Raw genomic sequence first — 18501 nt, forward strand, 5'->3', positions numbered from 1 at the left:
GATCCGCGGTCAGAAGTAGACGGTGGCCGTGACCGTCGACTGGTACGTATCCGGCTTGGGGGCGGCCTGGGGCGGCACCCTGCCGTAGACGGTCAGCGTCTGGGCCGCGCCCGTGCCGGTGCCGCCCACCGTGTCCGTGCCTTGCGTGTTGCCCCAGATCGTCGTGCGGCCTGCATTCTGGTAGAGCTGATAGCCCACGCTGGTGGTGGTGTTGCCTGGCGCGGTGCCCACGAGCAGGCGATTCGCGATCGTCGAGCCCGCCGCCGTGCCGGCGTCCAGGCCTACGTTGTAGGGCGTGGTGTTGGTGCAGGTGACCCTGACTGTCGTTTCCTGATTCACCGCGGCGCTCAAGAGGCCGGTAGAGGGAAACACCAGCGGATCGGCCGCAATCGTGCAGTTTGCCTGCACCGTAAGGGAAACATTGAAAGTCGCCGTCGCGGTCCCGTTCTGGTAGACCTGAGCGGGGGCCGCGGCGGGCAGGGATAAGCCGATAGTCGCGGACAGAATCGCAGCAGAACCGATGGCCTTCATGCTCGCTCTCCTCCAAGTCAATGGCTAGCTCGACCTTAGCGGAGGGGGCAGTGCAATTTATTTCGCATTATTTCTAACTTCTTCGGTTGCTGTCCCAGGCGCGAATTTTCGGCGCCAGCTCAAGCCGGTTTGGGCCGTTGCTGAGACATAGCGGATCTTTGTTCCGTTCTCTAGCCAAAACCGAAATGAAAAGACACAACTTCGGGCCGACAGCGGTTGTCCAGGATTGCGGGCGGATTGGACGAATCCCCAAGCCAAACTCAATGGAAATCCAAGGTGTACGCGAAGCGTTCCCGTAAGGGGCTGAGCATACTGGCCTCGTCGCTTGTCCCGACGAATGCGTTGCTCACCTACAAGGAACTGCCGTGATGTTGACACCGATCCGTTCGCCGCTATGGCGTTGCGCCAGCGCGGCGTTGTGCGCCGCGATGCTGGCGGGCTGCGCGGTCGGGCCCGACTTCGTCCGGCCGGCCGATGGACTGGCCGAGGTGGATCTCGCGCCGAGGCAGGAGCCTGCCGGCCACGCGCGGCTGTCCGACGCCGAGGTGCCGGTGCAATGGTGGCTGCTGTTCGAAGATCCCGTGCTTGCCCGGCTTCAGGCCCAGGCCGCCGCCGGCAACCTCGATCTGCAGATGGCCGCCGCGCGCATCGAACAAAGCCGGGCGCAGTTGGGGATCGCCTCGTCGGAACTCTTGCCCAGCTTGGACGCGGGCGCCAGTTATGCGCGCGAAGCGCTCAGCGAAAACGGCAAGTTCGTCGCGTTGGGCGCGTCCAGCACCCCCGACGACTTCTGGCGGCTGGGGTTCAACGCCAGATGGGAGATAGACCTGTGGGGCCGCGCCCGGCGCCTGCGCGAAGGCGCCGAGGCTTCCCTGGAAGCCACCGTGTACGACCGCGAGGCCGCAAAGGTGGCGTTGGCGGCCGAGGTGGCCCGCGCATACCTGCAACTGCGCGGCACCCAGGCCCAGCTCGACATCGCCCGGCAGAACCTGGCGGTCGCCGAGCGGGTTCTGGGCTTGACGCAGAGCCGGGAACGCAATGGCGTGGCCACCCGTTTCGAAACCGCCACGGCCCGCGCGCAGCTGGCGACGGTGCGGGCCTTGTTGCCCGAGCTGAACAAGCGCCGCAACGCGCTGCTGAATGCGTTGGCGCTGCTACTGGGTGAGCGGCCGCGCGCATTGGACGAAACGTTGCGCGGCACGATGCCGCTGCCCTCCCTGCCCGCCAGCGTGCCAGTCGGCGTATCTTCGCAGCTGGCGCACAGGCGGCCCGACATCCAGCGCGCCGAGGCCCGGCTCCATGCCGCCACGGCGGCGATAGGAGTGGCCAAGGCCGACTTCTATCCGCGCATCGCCCTGGTCGGCCAACTTGGAGTGGAAGCGTTCGATGGCAGCGACCTGGCCAGCTGGGACTCCCGCTTTTTCTCGATCGGCCCGACGGTCTACCTGCCCATTTTCCAGGGCGGCAGGCTGGTGCAGCGCCTGGCGCTCAACGAAGCGCGGCAGAAGGCGGCGGCGCTGGCCTACAGGCAGACGGTCCTGCAGGCCTGGCATGAGGTGGACAATGCACTGGATGCCTGGGCCGAGCAGCAACGCGAACACGATGAACTGCTGGTGTCGTATGAGCAGAACCTGCAGGCGCTGCGGGCCGCCGAGCGCGGCTATGAACAGGGGGCGTCCGACTATCTCACCGTGCTCACCGCGCAGCGCAACCTGCTTGCCAGCCAGACCCGTCTGAACGCCAGCGCCACCGACGGCACGCTTACGGTGGTCAATCTGTACAAGTCGCTGGGCGGCGGCTGGAATTCGCAAGCGCAGGCCACGCCATGAGCGCCACGCCATCCGCTCAAGCGGCGCACGGCCAGCCCAAGCCTTCGATGCGCGCCATGGCCGGACTTCTGGGCATCTTTCTCGCGGCCATGATGGCTGGCTTGAACAACCGTGTCGGCGCATTGGCGCTGGCGGACCTGCGCGGCGCGCTGGGCGCCGGCTTTGACGGGGGTTCCTGGCTCACGACGGCATACAGTGCGGGAGAACTGATTGCCATGCCGTTCGCGGCGTGGTTCGCCATCACGCTGTCGGTGCGCCGCTTCGAACTCTGGATGCTGGGCACGTGCACGACGCTGGCCTTGGTCCTGCCTGCTGTCCAGGACCTGCATCTGCTGCTGGCCCTGCGGTTCCTGCAGGGTCTCGCCAGCGGCACCACGATTCCCCTGCTGATGATGGCGGCGCTGAAGTTCCTGCCGCCGCCCATCAGGCTGTACGGCCTGGCGTTGTATGCGATGACCGCCACTTTTGCCCCCAATCTCTCCATCTGGCTGGCCGGCCTGTGGACCGACGCGCTCTTCGACTGGCGTTGGGTGTATTGGCAGATCATCCCCCTGGCCGTGATCGCCGCGGCGCTGGTCGGCTGGGGGCTGCACCGCGAGCCTGTGGACGCAGGGCGCTTTCGTCGGGCCAATTGGTTCGGCATGGCTTGCGGCGTGCCGGCGTTCGGATTGATCGCCGTCGCGCTGGACCAGGGCGTCCGGCTGGACTGGTTCAACTCGCCCCTGGTCACCTTTGCGCTGGCAGCGGGCGTGATTCTTTTGGTCGTCTATCTGCTGACGGAGTGGTATCACCCCATGCCGTTCATCAAGCTGCAGGTTCTGGGTCGCCGGAATCTGGTGTTGGGTTTCACGCTGTTCGTTTTCCTGCTGGTGGTGCTGTTGTCCGGCTCATTGCTGCCGGCCGGCTATCTGGCGCCGATCCAGGACTACAGACCCGCGCAAATGGCATCCATCGGGCTGATCGTGGCGCTGCCGCAGTTGGTCCTGGGCTTTGCGGTGGCGTTGCTGCTGTATCGGAAATGGGTGGATGCGCGGATGGTGTTTTCGGCGGGGCTGGTCCTGATCGCGCTCGCCTGCCTGGCAGGCGCGCAGTTGACGGTCACATGGAACCGCGAGCAGTTCGTGCTGGCACAGGCATTGCAAGCCATGGGGCAGCCCATGGCCGTGGTGTCCATGCTGTTCCTGATCACCAGCGTGGTGCAACCGCACGAAGGGCCTTATGTCTCGGGGGCAATCAATACGCTGCGCGCGCTGGGCTCGGTGCTGGGCGCCGCCGTGGTCGGGCAGCTGTTGACCGTGCGCGGCCGCTTCCATGCGGAAATGCTGCTGGGCCAGGCGGCGCTGGTCGGCAACTACGTCCCGGACAGCCTGGAGCCCGGGCAGCTCATGCGCATCGTCAGCCAGCAGTCGCTGGTGCTGTCGATCGCCGATGCCTACCGCGTATTGGGCGTCCTGGCGTTGCTGCTAATTCCCATCGTGTTGAGGCTGAACTACATACCCCCTCCCGATCTGCGCCCGGTCTCGCGTCCTTCCACAGTTCCATCTTCCATTCAGGGATAGTCCATCATGGCATTACCGAAGAAAGCAAAGATCACGACCACGGCGCTGCTGCTCATGCTGCTGATCGGCGGCGGCCTGTATCTCAACCGTTCCGAATCCCGGGCATCCACCCAGTCCACCGACGACGCCTACGTGCACGCGGATTTCACGATGGTGGCGCCGCAGGTCGCGGGCCGGATCGACAAGGTGCTGGTCGAGGACAACCAGCCCGTCAGGCAGGGGCAACTGCTCGCCACCGTGGACGACCGTGATTTCGTCACCGCCGCCAATGCCGCCCGGGCCCAGGCGGCCAGCGCCCAGGCCAGCGTCGCCGGCCTGCAAGCCCGGCTGGTCCAGCAGGAGTCCTCCATCCGCCAGGCGCAGGCGGCGGTGGCGGTGGACGAGGCCGCGCTGAAGCTGGCCCGTGCCAACCAGACGCGCTATCGGAACCTGGCGACGGACGGCTCGGGAACCGTCCAGGCGCGCCAGCAGGCCGAAATGCAGGCCAGCGTTCAACAGGCCAGCCTGGAAAAGGCCCAGGCCAGCCTGCTGGCTGCCCGCCAGCAGGTGGATGTCCTGCAGGCGGACCTGGAAAAGGCCCGCGCCGCCTTCGCCCAGGCGCAGGCGGTGCAGGCCGCGGAGGAACTCAAGTTGTCGTACACCCGCATCACCGCGCCCGTGGACGGCACCGTGGGGCAGAAATCGGTGCGTGTCGGCGCCTTCGTCACTGTCGGCAAGCCTTTGCTCGCGATAGTCCCGCTGGACGCTGTCTATGTGTCGGCAAACTTCCGGGAAACGCAGCTGGCGCGCGTGCGGCCGGGCCAGGCGGTGGCTATCGAGGTCGATGCGCTGGCGGGCGAGGTGCTGGCGGGAACGGTGGAAAGCCTGGGGCCCGCCAGCGGCGTGAGCTATTCCGCAGTCGCGCCGCACAATGCCACCGGTAACTTCACCAAGATCGTCCAGCGGCTGCCGGTGCGGATTCGCATCAATGCGGATCAGCCTGCAGCCGCCAATCTGAAGGTGGGCATGTCGGTCACGCCCGAAATCCTGGTCGATGACTGATGGAATCGAGGGGGACGGCCGCCGCTATTGCGGCAGGCCCGCCGCGCGCAGGCCTTCCGTCAACGTTGCGAGATGCTGCGGCGCGCAGATGGGCACCCATTCCGCAAGCGTGGACAGACGCAGGCTGGGATTGAGCTGCCGCAGGTTCTGCAGCCCGCGTTGCGCGTCCGTCGTCCGTCCGGCCAACGCGTGGCTGGCCGCGCCTATCGCGACCGCCATCTGGAAGCTCGGCAGGTTCTGGTAGGCCTTCTCCGCCCATGACGCCGCCGCGTCAAAATCCTTCAGGAAGAGATGCGCGGTGGCCATGCCTGCCTGCATGCGGTAGAGCTCCGGGTCACGGGGACTGAGCCGCATCGCATGCTTCAAGAACTCCACGGCGTCCTCGACTTCTCCCCGCCAAAGCCTGAGGAACGCACCCAGGAACCACGCCGCGGCCAGATTCGGATTGAGGCTGAGCGCCTTGTCGAGCAGCGCGATGGCGCCCGAGGTGTCCCCGCCCAGCTGGCCCAGCGCGTGGCCGCCCCGAGTCAGCGCAACCGCGTCGTCCGGCCCCAGGTCGACGGCCTTGCGACCCAGGCGTATACCCTCCGCGGTCTCCTTCCCGACATCCGTCATCCAGTTGTTGACCCTGCGCCAGCAGTGGCACCACGCCGCCATTGCATACGCCGACGCGTAATCCGGATCGGTCGCGATAGCGGTATGGAAGAGTTGCAGCGCCTGGTCGACGGATTCGCGGGTGCCCTGGTGCAGTTTGGTCATGCCGCGCAGATAGTAGTCGTAGGCGTCCAGGTTGCCGGTAGGCTTGCGCTGGGCGCGGTCGATCTCGGCCCGCTCCAGCTGCGGCGCGATGGCGCCCACCACGCTTTCGGTGATCTGGTCCTGCAGTTCGAAGATGTCCCCCAGCACGCCCTCGAAGCGGCCCGCCCAATGCAGTATTCCCGTGGTCGCGTCGATCAGTTGCGCCGAGGTGCGCACGCGGTTTGCCGACTTGCGCCAGCTGCCTTCCAGCACATAGCGTACCCCCAGTTCGCGGCCCACCTGTTTGGCGTCCACGCCGTGCCCCTTGTACGCGAAGCTCGAGTTCCTGGCGACGACGAAAAGCCAGCGGTATTGGGACAAGGCCGAGATGATGTCCTCGATCACGCCGTCCGACAGATAGTCCTGTTCCGGGTCGCCGCTGAGATTGACGAACGGCAGCACGGCGATGGAGGGCTTGGCGAGAACCGCCGGCGCGGAAGCGGAAACTTCAGCAGGCGTGGCGTGCATTACCGGCTGGCTCGCGGAGGCGGAAGCCGTCGGAAGGCTTGCGGCCTGCGGCGCTTGTTCGCTTGTCACTGCCGCGACGAAGCGAAAGCCCTTGCGGGCGACGGTCCGAATCACGCGCTGTTGTTGCCCGTCGTCGCCCACAGCCTTGCGCACCGCGTTGATGTGGGTGGCCAAGGTCGACTCCGACACGATCCGGCCTTGCCACACGGCGTTGACCAGGTCGTCGCGGCTGACGACGCGGTCGCGGTGCTCCATCAGGTACGCGAGTACGTCGAAAACCTTGGGCGCCGTGGCAACGGCGCTGGACGCGCGCAGCAGCTCGCGCCGGTCCAGGTCCAGCACGCAGTTGTCAAAAGAGAATTGCATTCCGTACTCCTTGTGCCGTTCTTGTGCGCCTGGCTTCAGGTCAGTCGGCTGGACGAATGCGCAAGCCAAATCCAAGGGAAAAACAAGGCGGCCGCAAAGCCTTCCGCCCGGGTGCTAAGCATACTGCAAGCACCCGGTCGGGATGTGCGACGGGACGGCAATCAAGCAAGGAGCGGAACATGAAAATCGTGGTTATCGGCGGTACCGGCCTGATCGGGTCGAATGTGGTGCAACGGCTGCGCGCAAACGGTCATGAAACCGTTGCGGCATCGCCCAGGACGGGCGTGGACACCTTGACCGGCGCGGGATTGGCCGAGGCCCTGGCCGGGGCGCAGGCAGTGCTGGACGTGTCCAATTCTCCGTCGTTCGAGGATCAGGCAGTGATGGCGTTCTTCGAAACCGCTGGGCGCAATCTGTTGGCGGCGGCAACCCGGGCTGGCGTGGAACATTACCTGGCGCTATCCGTGGTCGGCGCTGAGCGATTGCCGGACAGCGGCTACATGCGCGCCAAGGTGGCCCAGGAAAAGCTGATCCGGGAATCGAAGATTCCCTACACCATCCTGCGCGCAACCCAGTTCTTCCAGTTCGTAGAGGGCATCGTGAGCGCGGGTGCGCAAAATGGCATGATCCGGCTGTCTCCCGCCCTGATCCAGCCCATCGCGGCCGACGACGTATCGGCGGTGCTGGCCGACCTGGCCGTCGCGACTCCGGTCAATGGCACGGTCGAAGTGGGAGGGCCGGACCGCTTTCCACTTGACGAGCTGGGCCGCAAGTTCCTGGCCGCGCGCGGCGATGCCCGCACCGTTGTTGCCGACGTGCATGCGCGCTACTACGGCAGCGAGCTGGACGACCGTTCGCTGGTCGCGGGCGCGCATGCGCACATCGGACCGACGCGCTTCCAGAATTGGCTCACTCGCCCCGCAGCATGACAGCAGCTGCAAAGAGCTGCGGCGCAAGGCAGGCGGGATCGAACTGGGGAAGCGCGTCGGGCTGTTCGAATCAAGGGCCGCCGAGGACGCTCATGGAAAATCGCGGAATATCCCTGCAGGACATTCTCATCTTCGTGGAAGTGGTCAAGCACGGCGGATTCACATCCGCCGCTGCGATGCTGGACATGCCTGTTTCCACGGTGTCCAGGCGGCTGTCGATACTGGAGAGCCAGCTGGGCGCTCAGCTATTGGTACGCACGACGCGCAAGGTGTCCACCACGACGGCCGGTGTCCGCTACTTCGAGGAATGCGTCGGCCACGTCGAGGCCGCGCTCAATGCGCACGAGGTCATTCAATCGTATGTCGGCCGACCCGAAGGAACGCTGCGCGTTTCGATTCCTTCCAGTCTCACTGCATTGCTGCCTATCCTGGTCGCGGCGATGCGCCGGGATTATCCGAAGGTCAGGCTCGACATCGTGGTGGGGGGAGGGGAAACGGGGCACAATCCGATGCCTTTTGAATTGTCGATCCGGGGCGGTCCTCAGCGCGATTCTTTGCTTATCCAGCGTCCGGTGCTGGAGCTCAGGCGCGTCCTGATCGCATCGCGCGCCTACCTGAACGCCGCGGGGCGCCCCAGGGACCCGGCGGATTTGCACAACCATGAGTTGCTTGTGGTCGCGACCGAGACGGACTGGGAACTGCGCCGAAACGGCGAGAGTTGCCGCATTCCGGTTTCATCGACGGTGGTGACCGAGAGCGCCTTGCTCAATGTGCAGCTGGCGATGGCAGGCGCGGGCATCGCATGGATGCCGTGTGATCTGCTGCTGGACCACAGGGGAGCGCGGCGCACGCTGGAGCGTGTGTTGCCGGAGTGGGAACTGCCTCCCACGACCCTGTATGCGCTCTCTCAGACGCGCGTGGTTTCCGCGCGCGCCCAGGCGTTCCTGGACACGTTCAAGGGGTTGCTGCAGGGCGTTCCGAAGCAACCCCAGATCGCCATCAGCCGAAAGTAAAGGCGTAGGCTTCAACGCCGGGCTCCAGGAACTCGATCTGGAAGACGCGGTCGCGGTCCGGCGTCTGTTGCCGCACGAGCTGATAAAGCTTGTGCCCCTCGATGACGCCCTCTCCCTGCTCATTGATGTCGGCCCCGTGATCCGCCAGCGGCGGCCGGCCGTCCAGCGTGACGCGGAATCGCACCGGCCGGCCGTCCGCCGCAGGGCCCAGCACCATGTGCAGGTCGCGCGCATGAAAGCGCTGGATGACGCGGCCGTTGGCGCCTGTGGCCACCGCAAGTTCCGGCTCCAGCCGCCATGATCCGGCCAGCGTCCATTGGTTGGCGCCCAGTTCGCCCGCGGGCTGGTATACCGCGTCCTTATGCTGCCTGATCGGCGTGCCGCCCGGCGCGTAGCTCGTGGCCTTGCCATAGCCCAGGTAGCTTTCGCCCGAACGCAGCGTCGACCACTGCGGCGGCGCTTCCACGCCGCGCGCCGCGGGCCGGGCGGCATCGGCGTCGGGCAGTGTCCGGCCCGCTTCCGCAAGCAGGCGCTGGATCACGCGTTCCGTCTGCTGGTAATCGTGCTCGCCCGCGACCGTGTACCGCACGCGGCCCTGGCCATCGAGCAGATAGAAGGCGGGCCAGGACTGATTGCGGAACGCTCGCCAAATCCGGAACCCGTTGTCCAGGGCGACGGGGTACTGAATGCCCAGGTCCGCGACCGCCCGGCGCACATTGGAGGCGCTCTTCTCGAAAGCGAATTCGGGCGAATGCACGCCTATCACTTCCAACCCGGCATCCTTGTACTTGTCGTGCCAGGCCTTCAGATAGGGGAGCGTGCGCAGGCAGTTGATGCAGGAATAGGTCCAGAAGTCGACCAGCACGATCTTGCCATCGAGATCGGCGGCGCCCAACGGTCCCGAATTCAGCCAGCCGTTGGCATCCTGCAGGGATGCCAGCGGACCGTTCGCGGCTGCGAACGTCTTGGCCGGATTGTTCGGGCGTAGCTGTTCGACCAATTGCTGCTCCAGCCGCGCTGCGCCCGAGGCAGAGGCGCTGGAGAGAAGCGCCGGGTTCCATCCGAGCGCGGACACGGCAACTGCGGCCATGACGGCGGCGCCGGCCACCCTGCGGAGGCCTTGGGCCGCAGGCAGGAAGCGGTGCAACGTCGCGGCCATGCCGCGTCCGAGCCAGAGCGCCGCGGCCAGCGCCACCGCCGTGCCGCAGGCGAATGACAGCAGCAGCAAGGAAGTCTGGATGTTCGCGCCGTTGAGCGCCGCGCTGGTAAGCAGCAGTCCCAGGATGGGGCCGGCGCACGGCGCCCATAGCAGGCCGGTACCCAGGCCCAGCCCGATGGAAAGCAGCCCGGCCGCGCGCGGCGAGCCGGGAGCCGCGCCTGCCAGGCGATTGCCCAGCGCAACCAGCGGCCGGCTCATCCAGTCGCCCACGGCGGGCAGCAGCAGCGCAAGTCCGAAGAGCGCCAACAGTGCCATCGCGGCGTAGCGCGCGCCCTCATTGAGCGTCACGACCCAGGCGCCACCGAACGCCGCCAGGCTGGCGACCGCCGCGAATGCGACGGCCATGCTCGCGAGCAGCGGCAAGGCATGGGTCCGGAATGAACCTGATCCGCGTGCGAACACGAAGGGCAGGATGGGCAGGATGCAGGGGCTCACGATGGTGAGAACGCCGCCAAGAAAAGCTACAAGAATGATCAGCATGGGTAGGCACCGCGACGCAAGGAGAGAGGGGCGCGAGAGTCAGGACTCGCGCTTTTGCCGGCGCGCGCCGTTGTCGTTGCGCGCCGTGATGGTCTGGCAGCTCAGCGGGTTGCGCAGCTCATGCGCCAGCCCGCCGGCAAACAGGATGAGTACGAGCAGGAGCTTGCGCATGTCGGTTCCCCTTCAGGCCGCATGGACGTTGAGGGTCACATCGATGTTGCCCCGCGTGGCTTTCGAGTACGGGCAGATTTCATCGGCCGCGTGGGCAATCTGCTCGGCCAGCGCCTGGTCCAGTCCGGGCAGGAACACGTTGAAGCGGGCTTGGAGCAGGTAGGCGCTGCCCGCCATGCCCAGATCCACTTCCACGTCCACCGCGCGATCGTTCGGCAGTTGCACCTTCATCTGTTTGGCAATGACGTCCAGCGCACTGGTGTAGCAGGCGGACCAGGCGCCCGCGAAAAGCTGCTCGGCGGTCGGATGCGGCTGGATGTCTTCGAAAGCCTGGACCAGGCCCGGGTTGTTGGGAGTCGAAAGACGGATATCGAGCCGTTCCTCGCCGCCCTGCGAGACATAGTTGCGAGAGAGGGTCGTATGGGTCTTGCCGGTCAAAAGGACTTTCTGGATACGGGCGGGCATGGGGAACTTCCTTGTCAGTTGGAATTTAAATCGCATTCGATTAAATCGAATGCGATTGATGCGCATGGTAAGAAGCGCGAGTCCCGGCGTCAAGAGGCTGAAGCGAGGAAATTCGTATCAAATCGTTTACGACTGCATCGCATGCGATGTAAAGTGGCGCCATCAGGCAGACCAGATACCGAGGTGCACATGAAGCCCAAGACCCCAAACGATCCATCCCAGAGAAAGCTGGCGGAATTCCTCTGTTTCGCGGTTTATTCGACCAACCTGGCGTTCGGCCGCGTGTACCGCCCCATCCTCGACGCGCTCGGGCTCACGTACACGCAGTACGTGACGATGATTGCCCTCTTCGAAGAGGACGATCAGACGGTCGGCAGCCTGGGCGAAAAGCTCTTTCTTGAGTCCAACACCCTCACGCCGATACTCAAGAAGCTCGAAGGCATGGGCTATCTGGAACGCGTGCGCGACTCGGTGGACGAGCGGCTGGTCCGGGTGCGCGTGACCGACGAAGGGCGGCGCTTGCGCGAGAAGACCGCAAGCATCAACCTGAGCGATGCTTGCGGTCTCACGGGCGATCAGTTCGCGGCGTTGAGGGAGCAGGTTGTCGCGCTGCGCGACAACCTGGTCGAGGCGGCGCGGCCGGACGGCGGTTGAACGCAGGTGGACACCTTCAACTACATGCGCGCCTTCCGGCGCATCGTCGAACTGGGCAGCCTGGCCAAGGCGGCCGAGGCGCTGGATATGTCGTCCGCCGGGCTCAGCAAGCAGTTGCGGGCGCTGGAAGCCCACCTGGGGGCCGTGCTCATCCAGCGGACCACCCGCAAGATGAGCCTGACCGACACGGGCGCGGCCTATTACGCCGAATGCTGCCGGCTGCTGGACGAACTGGACGCCCTGGAAAAATCCGTCAGGCGCGAGTCCCGCCTGGTGTCGGGGCGGCTGCGCGTGAACGCGCCGGTCTCGTTTGCCTTGAGCGTGCTGACGCCGCTGCTGGCGCGCTTTCTGCGCCAATATCCGGAACTGCGCCTGGACCTGGCGATGGAAGACCGGCTGGTCGATGCGGTGGGACAGGGCTTTGACGTGTCCATACGGCTGCGCGCGCAACTGGACGATTCTTCGCTGATTGCGCGCCGGCTGGCGTCGCTGACGCAGGTGCTGTGCGCGGCGCCGTCCTACCTCGACAGCCGCGGCACTCCGGAAAGCGTGGACGCGCTGCGCGGGCATGACATCCTCAGCTATACCTTGGCCGAAAGCCCTGGCGCGGTTGCGGACGAGGATGCAGGCCAGCAGGCGGATCCGTTGGCCGGACCCGCGCTGGTGCAGGTCAACAACAGCCTGATGCTGCGGGACCTGCTGGAAGAGGGGCTGGGCATAGGCGCCTTGCCGTCGTTCCTGGCCGCGCCCGCCATCGCCAGCGGCAGGCTGGTGCGCGTTTTACCCCAACAGCCCGCCGCGCCTCGCCATGTCTACGCGGTCTATCCGACCAGCCGCCACTTGCAGCCCAAGGTCAAGGCCTTTGTGGATTTCATGGCGGACCATCTGCCGGCGGCCATGCGCGGCGATTGTTGACGCGCAGCGAATAAAGTCCTGCCGGCGGACACCTTACTCCCGCGCCGGCCCGTCCTTAAGCTGGCGTCCATTGAAACGAGATGGACGCCATCATGACTTCGACCTCCAATTACGCACCCGCCGCGCCGCTCACCGTGGACTTCTTCCATGACGTGGTTTGCGGCTGGTGCTATGTCATGTCTCCCCGCCTGCGCCAGGTCGCGGCCGAACTGGGCATTGCCGTGCGCCAGCGCAGCTTCGTGCTGCAGGAATCGCCTGAACAGATGTGCCAGGTGTTCGGCTCGATGCCGCGCGCCAAGCAGGTGATCCTGGGCCATTGGGAAGCCTGCGCCCGCCATGAAGACCTGCCCCGCATCGACGTCGAGGGCATGCGCGCCGAATCATTCGATTACCCCAGCGGGATGGCCGGCGCGCTGGCTTGCCAGGCCGCGCATCTGCTGGCCGGCGACGCGGGCCATTGGGACATGTTCGACGCGATTCAGCATGCCCACCTGAGCGAGCATCGTAATGTCGGCGATCACGCCGTGCTGTTGGACATCGCAGCAGGGCTGGGCCATGACCGGGCCCAATTCGCCGCCCTCATGCAGGGCGACGAAGCCCTGCTACGCGTGCAGGCCGATCGCGCCGCCGCCGCGCGGCTGGCCATCGACTCCATACCCACGTTGATAGCCGGGCCGCACCGGGCCCGTCTGCACACCATGTCCACGGCCGATCTGCGGGACAGGCTGCGGGCGCTGATGCCCGCCGCGGTCGAGGCCTGATCGCCGGGTATCGGCGCGTCGCCCACGTCTTCCTTCTTTCCATTTTTCCGTCCGCGGGACGGAAGCCAAACGCACAAGGTGCATCATGACTACCCGTTACACCCAAAAATTGCTCGGCCTGGCGCTGGGCGCCGCCCTCAGCTTCAACGCGCTCGCGCACGGCGCGCCCGCCCGGGCGCCGGCCTCCGGACAGGAGGTGGGCATCAGCCCCTGGGGACCGGACGATGAGATCGGCCGCCTCAACCTGATCACGCCCGAATCGCGCGCCGCGGTAATGTCGCGCGTGGCTGGCGGCAAGGTCTATGACCTGGCCACGGAATACTACGTGGGCATGCCCAGCTGGCAGGACGCGGGCGATCCGCACTACCAGTTCTGGATGACGCACACGCCGCGCGGCACCGAAGTCGACGATCCCATGGGCGTGGGCCGCGACATGAACGCCATGCGCAGCTACACCGGCACGGCGTTCTCGATGTACAGCCACACCGGCACGCATATCGATGCGCTCAACCACTTCGGCATCCATGGCAAGATCTGGAACGGCTTCCGGGCCGACGAGCATCTGGGCGACCGCGGCTGGAAGCGCACGGGCATCGAGAAATTCCCGCCGCTGGTGGCGCGTGGCGTGCTGATCGACGTGGCCGCGCTCAAGGGCGTGGAGATGCTTCCCGATCAGTACCGCATTACCCGGCAGGACTTGAAAGCCGCGCTGGCGCGCCAGAAGACCGAGCTGCGCGAAGGCGACATCGTCCTGATCCGCACTGGCCGCATGAAGCTGTACAACGATCCGGCGGCCTACATGGCCAAGCCGCCGGGCATGGGCCTGGACGCGGCGCGTTATCTGGTCGAGGAGGGCGGCGCCATGATTCTGGGGGCGGACAACCTCAGTTTCGAGACCTTCCCTTCAGAGGTGTCCGACGACTATGTGCCGTTGCATACCTATCTGCTGGCGCAGAAGGGCGTGCCCATCATCGAGCTGGTGGCGCTGGACGAGCTGTCGCGCGACCAGGTCTATGAATTCGCCTTCATCGGCGGGCCGCTGAAGATCCGCGGCGGCGATGCGGCGCCGCTGCGTCCGGTGGCGATGCCGCTGCGCTGATTTACTTGCTGCGTTTGACCATCGCCATGATGGTATCCATCAACTCGTCGCGCGCCTGATCCACGCTGATGTCCTGAGCCACGGCCGCGTGCGCCAGGCCGTCAGCCGCGCCCAGCATCGCCCACATGCTGGCCGGCGATATTCCCGTGGATCCGGCGTAAGGCGCAAGTATGGATTGGCATTTCTTGATGAAGGCCTGCTGGTATTGATGCTTTACTGCAGTCAGTTCCGGGGAGCCGCCCAGCGCGGCCAGCACGCCGGGAATCTCGCGGCCCTGCGTCATGACGCATTCGATGTAGCCCGCTGCGATGACCCGGGCCTTTTCCTTCAAGGCCGGCTTGCTGGCGGCGATCGCGGCGTCGATGAGCGCGGTCTGGCGGACGTCGAAGTCCTGGTACAGCGCCACCAGCAGCCCATTGCGCGTGCCGAAGTGGTCATAGGCCACGGGCTTGGTGATGCCGGCTTCCGTGGCCAGCCGTCCCAGGGTCAGGGCGTCCGTGCCTTCGTCGCTGATCAGCTTCCAGGCGACGTCCAGCAACTGGCGTTGGCGCTCGTCGCGCGACAGGCGGCGCTGCGGGTTGGCTCTGGCGGGGCTTGGCATCTTTGCGGTCATGATTGTTGGACTTCCTCCTCGTGGATTACAGCACGCGAGGAGAAAATCTTCTGGCCTATCGTCCGGGCGGCGTCGAGATGGGCGGCGGGAAAGCCCGCGTCGGAGGGCAGCAGCAATTCCGAGGTGGCGACGTTGGCGCCGCAGTAGCCGAAGATGCCGTGGTCGATCTGCGTCTTCATGGCGCCGAAGTAGCCGTGCCGCGCATAGGTGCGCTGGTTGGCGCCGCCCAGAGCGACCAGATGCACGTTGAGGCGTTGCAGCTTCTTGACCAGCTTGCCGTCCGCATCTTCGTAGGCCCAGCCTTGGGTGAACACCCGGTCGATCCAGCCCTTGAGCAAGCCCGGGAAGGACCACCAGTACACGGGGTAGACCAGCACCAGAGCATCGGCGCGTTCAAGCCGCGCATGTTCCGCGGCGACTTCCGGCAGGGGCTCCCCCTTGCCCATGGCCAGCGCGACGTCCGGCTGGGTGAACCTAGGGTCAAAACCTTCGGCGGCCAGGTCTGCGACTTCGAACGTATGCCCGGCATCGGCAGCGGAAATTCCTTCAGCGACCTGTCGCGCCACCGCGTGGGTCAGCGACGCGGGATCGGGATGTGCAACAACGATTAGCGCATGCATGGCGTCTACACTCCATCAAAATAATTAACCTACCGATAGTAACTTACCTTTGGTAGGTTGTGATTTTGACGTGAGTAGCGAGGCGGCTCCCTGGGAAGACCGACAGCCCGGCGCAAGGCGGGGAGCTTTCTAATGGCTGGGGATTTGGGCCAGCACCAGCTGCGTGGTCTGGCGCAGGTGCTGGGCCAGCAACTTGGCGGCGGTATCGGCGTCGCGGGCAAGCGCGGCTTCCAGCAGCTTGCGGTGTTCGTCGGCGACGTTGCGTTCCTTGCCCTTTTTCGAGCCGGAGGCGGCTTTGGTCCCGGAATTCAGCTGCACCGACAGGTAGCGGTAGCGCGCGGTCTGGTCGCGCAGCAGCTCGGCGATGGCGATGAGCGACTTTGAATCGCTGCCGCTGATCAGCGCCGAATGGAAAGCGGAATGCGCTTGTTCCCATTCAGCCGACAAGCCGGAGCCGTCCGTAGCGTGCAGGGGCAGGCGGCTCAGACGGTAGTGCGCGCCGGCCAGCCGCTCTTCCCAGTCCAGACTGCCGAGCGCGATAGCGCGGCGCAGCGCTTCGCATTCGATGTGGATCCGGGTTTCGGTGATGTCCAGCAGTTCTTCCGCCGACACGTCCGCCACGCGGAAGCCGCGCTGGTCTTCCGCGACCACGAATCCGCTGGTGGCCAGGCGCGAAAGCGCCTCTCGCAGCGGGATCGCGCCGCTGTCGTAGCGTTCGCAGAGATCCTTGATGCGCAGGCGTGCCCCCGGGGGCAGGTTGCCCGTGATGATGTCTGCGCGGATGTCATTGGCCAGGGCCGATGCCGCAGTCCGGAAAGGTGTGGAAACGGAGGTCATGCGAAACGATAAGGTTTTTATCTATGAAGCTCAAGTTATCCAGGGAAAACCAGAATATATATATTTTTATGAATTAAATATTCTTCGTTCAACCCTCATCCATCAGGAGATCACGTGAAACTGGCCACCCTACAAATCGACGGCGCGCCTCGCGCCGCCGCACTCGTGCAGGGCCGCCTGGCGCTGCTGTCCGCTCCAGGCGTCGATCTGGGTACGCTGCTGCGCCAGGGCAAGACGCTGGCCGATCTGGAGCGCATGGCAGCCGCGGCCACGCAGTTCATCGATCCGGCTGCCGCGACCTTTCTGTCGCCGTCGATCGAACCTCCCAAGATCCTGTGCGTCGGCCTGAACTATGCCGACCACACCAAGGAAAGCCCGTACGACCAGCCCGATTACCCGACGCTGTTCCTGCGCGTGTCGACCAGCCTGGGCGCGCATGACGCGGTGGTGGAGCGTCCGGCCATCAGCGATACGCTGGACTACGAGGGCGAAATGGTCGTGGTGCTGGGCAAGGGCGGACGCCGGATCGCCAAGGAACAGGCGCTGGACCACGTGTTCGGCTACGCCGTGGGCAACGAAATCTCGGTGCGCGAATACCAGTTCAAGTCGCCGCAGTGGACCGTGGGCAAGAACTTCGACGGCACGGGCACCTGGGGGCCATACGTGGTCACGGCTGACGAACTGCCGGCTGGCGGTAGCGGGTTGCGGATCGAGACCCGCCTCAATGGCGAAACCATGCAATCGTCCAACACCAGCGACATGCTGTTCGACGTGGCTACCGTGATCTCGACCGTCAGCGAGGCCATTACCTTGCAGGCCGGCGACATCATTTTCTCCGGCACCCCCGCCGGCGTGGGCTTCGGGCGCACGCCCAAGCTCTACATGAAGGACGGCGACACGGTAGAGGTAGACATCGAGCGCATCGGTACGCTGCGCAACCGCATCCGCGACGAGGCGCCGTCCGCCTAGGTTTCTCACCACGCATCCAGCGGCCCCGGCGCCATCCGCGCGCCGGGGCGCACGGCCACGATCTACTCTTGGAACTCCAGACATGCGAATCGCAACTGCTTTTGTGAAGTCGTCCGTGAGCAATCCCGCCCGGCGTCGTTGGGCCAGGCTGTTGCTGGCCGCAGGCCTGGCGTCCAGCCTGGGCGTGGCCAGCGCGGCGGATTGGCCGGCGCGGCCGGTGAAGATCGTGGTGCCGTTTGCCGCCGGAGGAACCACCGACCTGATCGCGCGGCTGATCGCAACGCCCATGTCGCAAGAGCTGGGGCAGCCGGTGGTGGTCGAGAACCGTCCGGGCGTGGGCGGGCTGCTGGGCGCCGATGCCGTCGCCAAGGCGGCGCCCGACGGCTATACCGTATTGATGGCCAACATCTCCTATCCGTTGGCCGCCCTGGTGGCGCAGGGCGCGAAGCGGCTGAACTTCGATCCCTTGGCCGACCTGCGCAGCGTGAGCGTGGTGGCCAACGTGCCGCTGGTCATCACTTCCACGCCTTCGGTGCCGGCCCGCAACCTGAAGGAATTCGCGGAACTGCTCAAAAAGAATCCTTCGACCCACTACGCCTACGGTTCCACGGGACCCGGTTCGTACATCCACGTGTTCGGCATGTGGTTCCAGGAACAGACGGGCGCGTCGATGACGCACGTGCCCTTCAAGGGTGCTGCGCCCTTGAAGGGCGAAATGCTGGCGGGCCGCATCCAGATGGGCGGCGACCAATTGTCTTCGTCGCTGAGCGACATCCGGGCCGGATCCTTGACCGCGCTGGCGGTCACCTCGCCGCAACGCTCGCCGTCCCTGCCGGACACGCCCACTGTCAGCGAACTGGGTTTTACCGGCATCGATACCGAGGGCTGGAACGGCTTGCTCGCCCCGGCGCAGACGCCCGACGCCGTCGTGGCGCGTATCGGCCAGGCGGTGTCCAAGGCCGTCCAGCAGCCCGCCATCCGCCAGCGCCTTGCCGAACTGGGCGCCGAGGCCAGCGGTTCCAGTCCCGAGCAGATGAGTGCTTTGCTGAAAAGTCAGTTCGTCCAGTTCGGCCCCATGGTGTCGCGCCTGCAACTTGAGTGATGCCGTGGCGGGGATTCCAGATCCCCGGCAGCTTTGGCTTTCCAACGAGTCCAACCAGAAAG

General features: G+C 65.6%; 19 protein-coding genes. 11 read left to right on the plus strand and 8 right to left on the minus strand.

All coding sequences use genetic code 11. From position 1 onward, the window contains the following. Window positions 1-9 precede the first annotated feature (9 nt). A complete protein-coding gene (locus AC1RHV_RS18080) occupies window positions 10-531 on the minus strand; it encodes a Csu type fimbrial protein (protein ID WP_054451863.1) in 522 nt (173 codons plus the stop codon). Window positions 532-899: 368 nt separating this feature from the next. Between AC1RHV_RS18080 and AC1RHV_RS18085 the strand changes: the two genes are divergently transcribed. Genes AC1RHV_RS18085 through AC1RHV_RS18095 form a run of 3 tightly spaced genes read left to right on the plus strand, consistent with a single transcriptional unit; the run spans window position 900 to window position 4960 of the window. Further along, window positions 900-2360, plus strand: coding sequence for an efflux transporter outer membrane subunit (locus AC1RHV_RS18085; RefSeq protein ID WP_175180650.1), 1461 nt, complete (start codon window positions 900-902; stop codon window positions 2358-2360). Then, window positions 2357-3919 (plus strand): MFS transporter, encoded by a 1563-nt coding sequence (locus AC1RHV_RS18090; RefSeq protein WP_217472145.1) that lies wholly within the window; start codon window positions 2357-2359, stop codon window positions 3917-3919. Before AC1RHV_RS18085 ends, AC1RHV_RS18090 begins: the two co-directional genes overlap by 4 nt. 6 nt (window positions 3920-3925) lie before the next feature. After that, window positions 3926-4960 (plus strand): HlyD family secretion protein, encoded by a 1035-nt coding sequence (locus AC1RHV_RS18095; RefSeq protein WP_492301571.1) that lies wholly within the window; start codon window positions 3926-3928, stop codon window positions 4958-4960. A 24-nt stretch (window positions 4961-4984) separates the two neighbouring features. Here the strand turns inward: AC1RHV_RS18095 and AC1RHV_RS18100 are convergent, their stop codons facing one another. Continuing rightward, window positions 4985-6592 (minus strand): winged helix-turn-helix domain-containing tetratricopeptide repeat protein, encoded by a 1608-nt coding sequence (locus tag AC1RHV_RS18100; RefSeq protein WP_054451859.1) that lies wholly within the window; start codon window positions 6590-6592, stop codon window positions 4985-4987. 179 nt (window positions 6593-6771) lie between these two features. Between AC1RHV_RS18100 and AC1RHV_RS18105 the strand changes: the two genes are divergently transcribed. Together AC1RHV_RS18105 and AC1RHV_RS18110 are read left to right on the plus strand one after the other, a co-directional pair. Next, complete coding sequence (locus AC1RHV_RS18105; protein WP_054451858.1) at window positions 6772-7521, plus strand: SDR family oxidoreductase; 750 nt, start codon at window positions 6772-6774, stop codon at window positions 7519-7521. 92 nt (window positions 7522-7613) lie between these two features. Further along, on the plus strand, window positions 7614-8534 hold the full coding sequence (locus AC1RHV_RS18110) for a LysR family transcriptional regulator (RefSeq protein ID WP_175212563.1): 921 nt from the start codon (window positions 7614-7616) through the stop codon (window positions 8532-8534). On the opposite strand, the gene AC1RHV_RS18115 is transcribed toward AC1RHV_RS18110, so the two are convergent. Genes AC1RHV_RS18115 through AC1RHV_RS18125 form a run of 3 tightly spaced genes read right to left on the minus strand, consistent with a single transcriptional unit; the run spans window position 8521 to window position 10869 of the window. Then, window positions 8521-10233, minus strand: a complete 1713-nt coding sequence (locus AC1RHV_RS18115; protein ID WP_175160306.1) for a redoxin domain-containing protein — start codon at window positions 10231-10233, stop codon at window positions 8521-8523. The two genes, AC1RHV_RS18110 and AC1RHV_RS18115, sit on opposite strands and share 14 nt — an antisense overlap. 39 nt (window positions 10234-10272) lie before the next feature. After that, the gene (locus AC1RHV_RS18120; protein ID WP_492301576.1) at window positions 10273-10404 is read right to left on the minus strand and encodes a hypothetical protein; all 132 of its coding nucleotides are present in this window, start codon (window positions 10402-10404) and stop codon (window positions 10273-10275) included. Between the two features lie 12 nt (window positions 10405-10416). Then, a complete protein-coding gene (locus AC1RHV_RS18125; protein WP_054451855.1) occupies window positions 10417-10869 on the minus strand; it encodes an Ohr family peroxiredoxin in 453 nt (150 codons plus the stop codon). Between the two features lie 189 nt (window positions 10870-11058). Here AC1RHV_RS18125 and AC1RHV_RS18130 point away from each other — a divergent pair, with 189 nt between their 5' ends. The 4 genes from AC1RHV_RS18130 to AC1RHV_RS18145 all read left to right on the plus strand — a co-directional run bounded on the left by AC1RHV_RS18130 (window position 11059) and on the right by AC1RHV_RS18145 (window position 14298). Beyond that, window positions 11059-11523: a MarR family winged helix-turn-helix transcriptional regulator gene (locus AC1RHV_RS18130; RefSeq protein WP_054451854.1), complete on the plus strand. Its 465-nt coding sequence runs from the start codon at window positions 11059-11061 to the stop codon at window positions 11521-11523. A 6-nt stretch (window positions 11524-11529) separates the two neighbouring features. Next, a complete protein-coding gene (locus tag AC1RHV_RS18135; RefSeq protein WP_054451853.1) occupies window positions 11530-12438 on the plus strand; it encodes a LysR family transcriptional regulator in 909 nt (302 codons plus the stop codon). Between the two features lie 80 nt (window positions 12439-12518). Next, window positions 12519-13199 (plus strand): DsbA family oxidoreductase, encoded by a 681-nt coding sequence (locus AC1RHV_RS18140; RefSeq protein ID WP_217482922.1) that lies wholly within the window; start codon window positions 12519-12521, stop codon window positions 13197-13199. 85 nt (window positions 13200-13284) lie between these two features. Beyond that, window positions 13285-14298, plus strand: coding sequence for a cyclase family protein (locus AC1RHV_RS18145; protein ID WP_492301582.1), 1014 nt, complete (start codon window positions 13285-13287; stop codon window positions 14296-14298). Window position 14299: 1 nt separating this feature from the next. Here the strand turns inward: AC1RHV_RS18145 and AC1RHV_RS18150 are convergent, their stop codons facing one another. The 3 genes from AC1RHV_RS18150 to AC1RHV_RS18160 form a co-directional block, all read right to left on the minus strand. Continuing rightward, complete coding sequence (locus AC1RHV_RS18150; protein ID WP_192492385.1) at window positions 14300-14911, minus strand: TetR/AcrR family transcriptional regulator; 612 nt, start codon at window positions 14909-14911, stop codon at window positions 14300-14302. Further along, complete coding sequence (locus AC1RHV_RS18155; protein WP_119451884.1) at window positions 14908-15531, minus strand: NAD(P)H-dependent oxidoreductase; 624 nt, start codon at window positions 15529-15531, stop codon at window positions 14908-14910. Before AC1RHV_RS18155 ends, AC1RHV_RS18150 begins: the two co-directional genes overlap by 4 nt. Before the next feature lie 129 nt (window positions 15532-15660). Then, complete coding sequence (locus AC1RHV_RS18160) at window positions 15661-16368, minus strand: GntR family transcriptional regulator (RefSeq protein WP_175180658.1); 708 nt, start codon at window positions 16366-16368, stop codon at window positions 15661-15663. A 114-nt stretch (window positions 16369-16482) separates the two neighbouring features. Here AC1RHV_RS18160 and AC1RHV_RS18165 point away from each other — a divergent pair, with 114 nt between their 5' ends. Then, window positions 16483-17337 carry a fumarylacetoacetate hydrolase family protein gene (locus AC1RHV_RS18165; RefSeq protein ID WP_054451848.1) on the plus strand — a complete coding sequence of 285 codons (855 nt, stop codon included), beginning with the start codon at window positions 16483-16485 and terminating at the stop codon, window positions 17335-17337. 82 nt (window positions 17338-17419) lie between these two features. Then, a complete protein-coding gene (locus tag AC1RHV_RS18170; protein ID WP_119451885.1) occupies window positions 17420-18439 on the plus strand; it encodes a Bug family tripartite tricarboxylate transporter substrate binding protein in 1020 nt (339 codons plus the stop codon). Window positions 18440-18501: the final 62 nt, after the last annotated feature.

This window comes from Achromobacter sp. GW823-FHT04E03 (assembly GCF_058796095.1).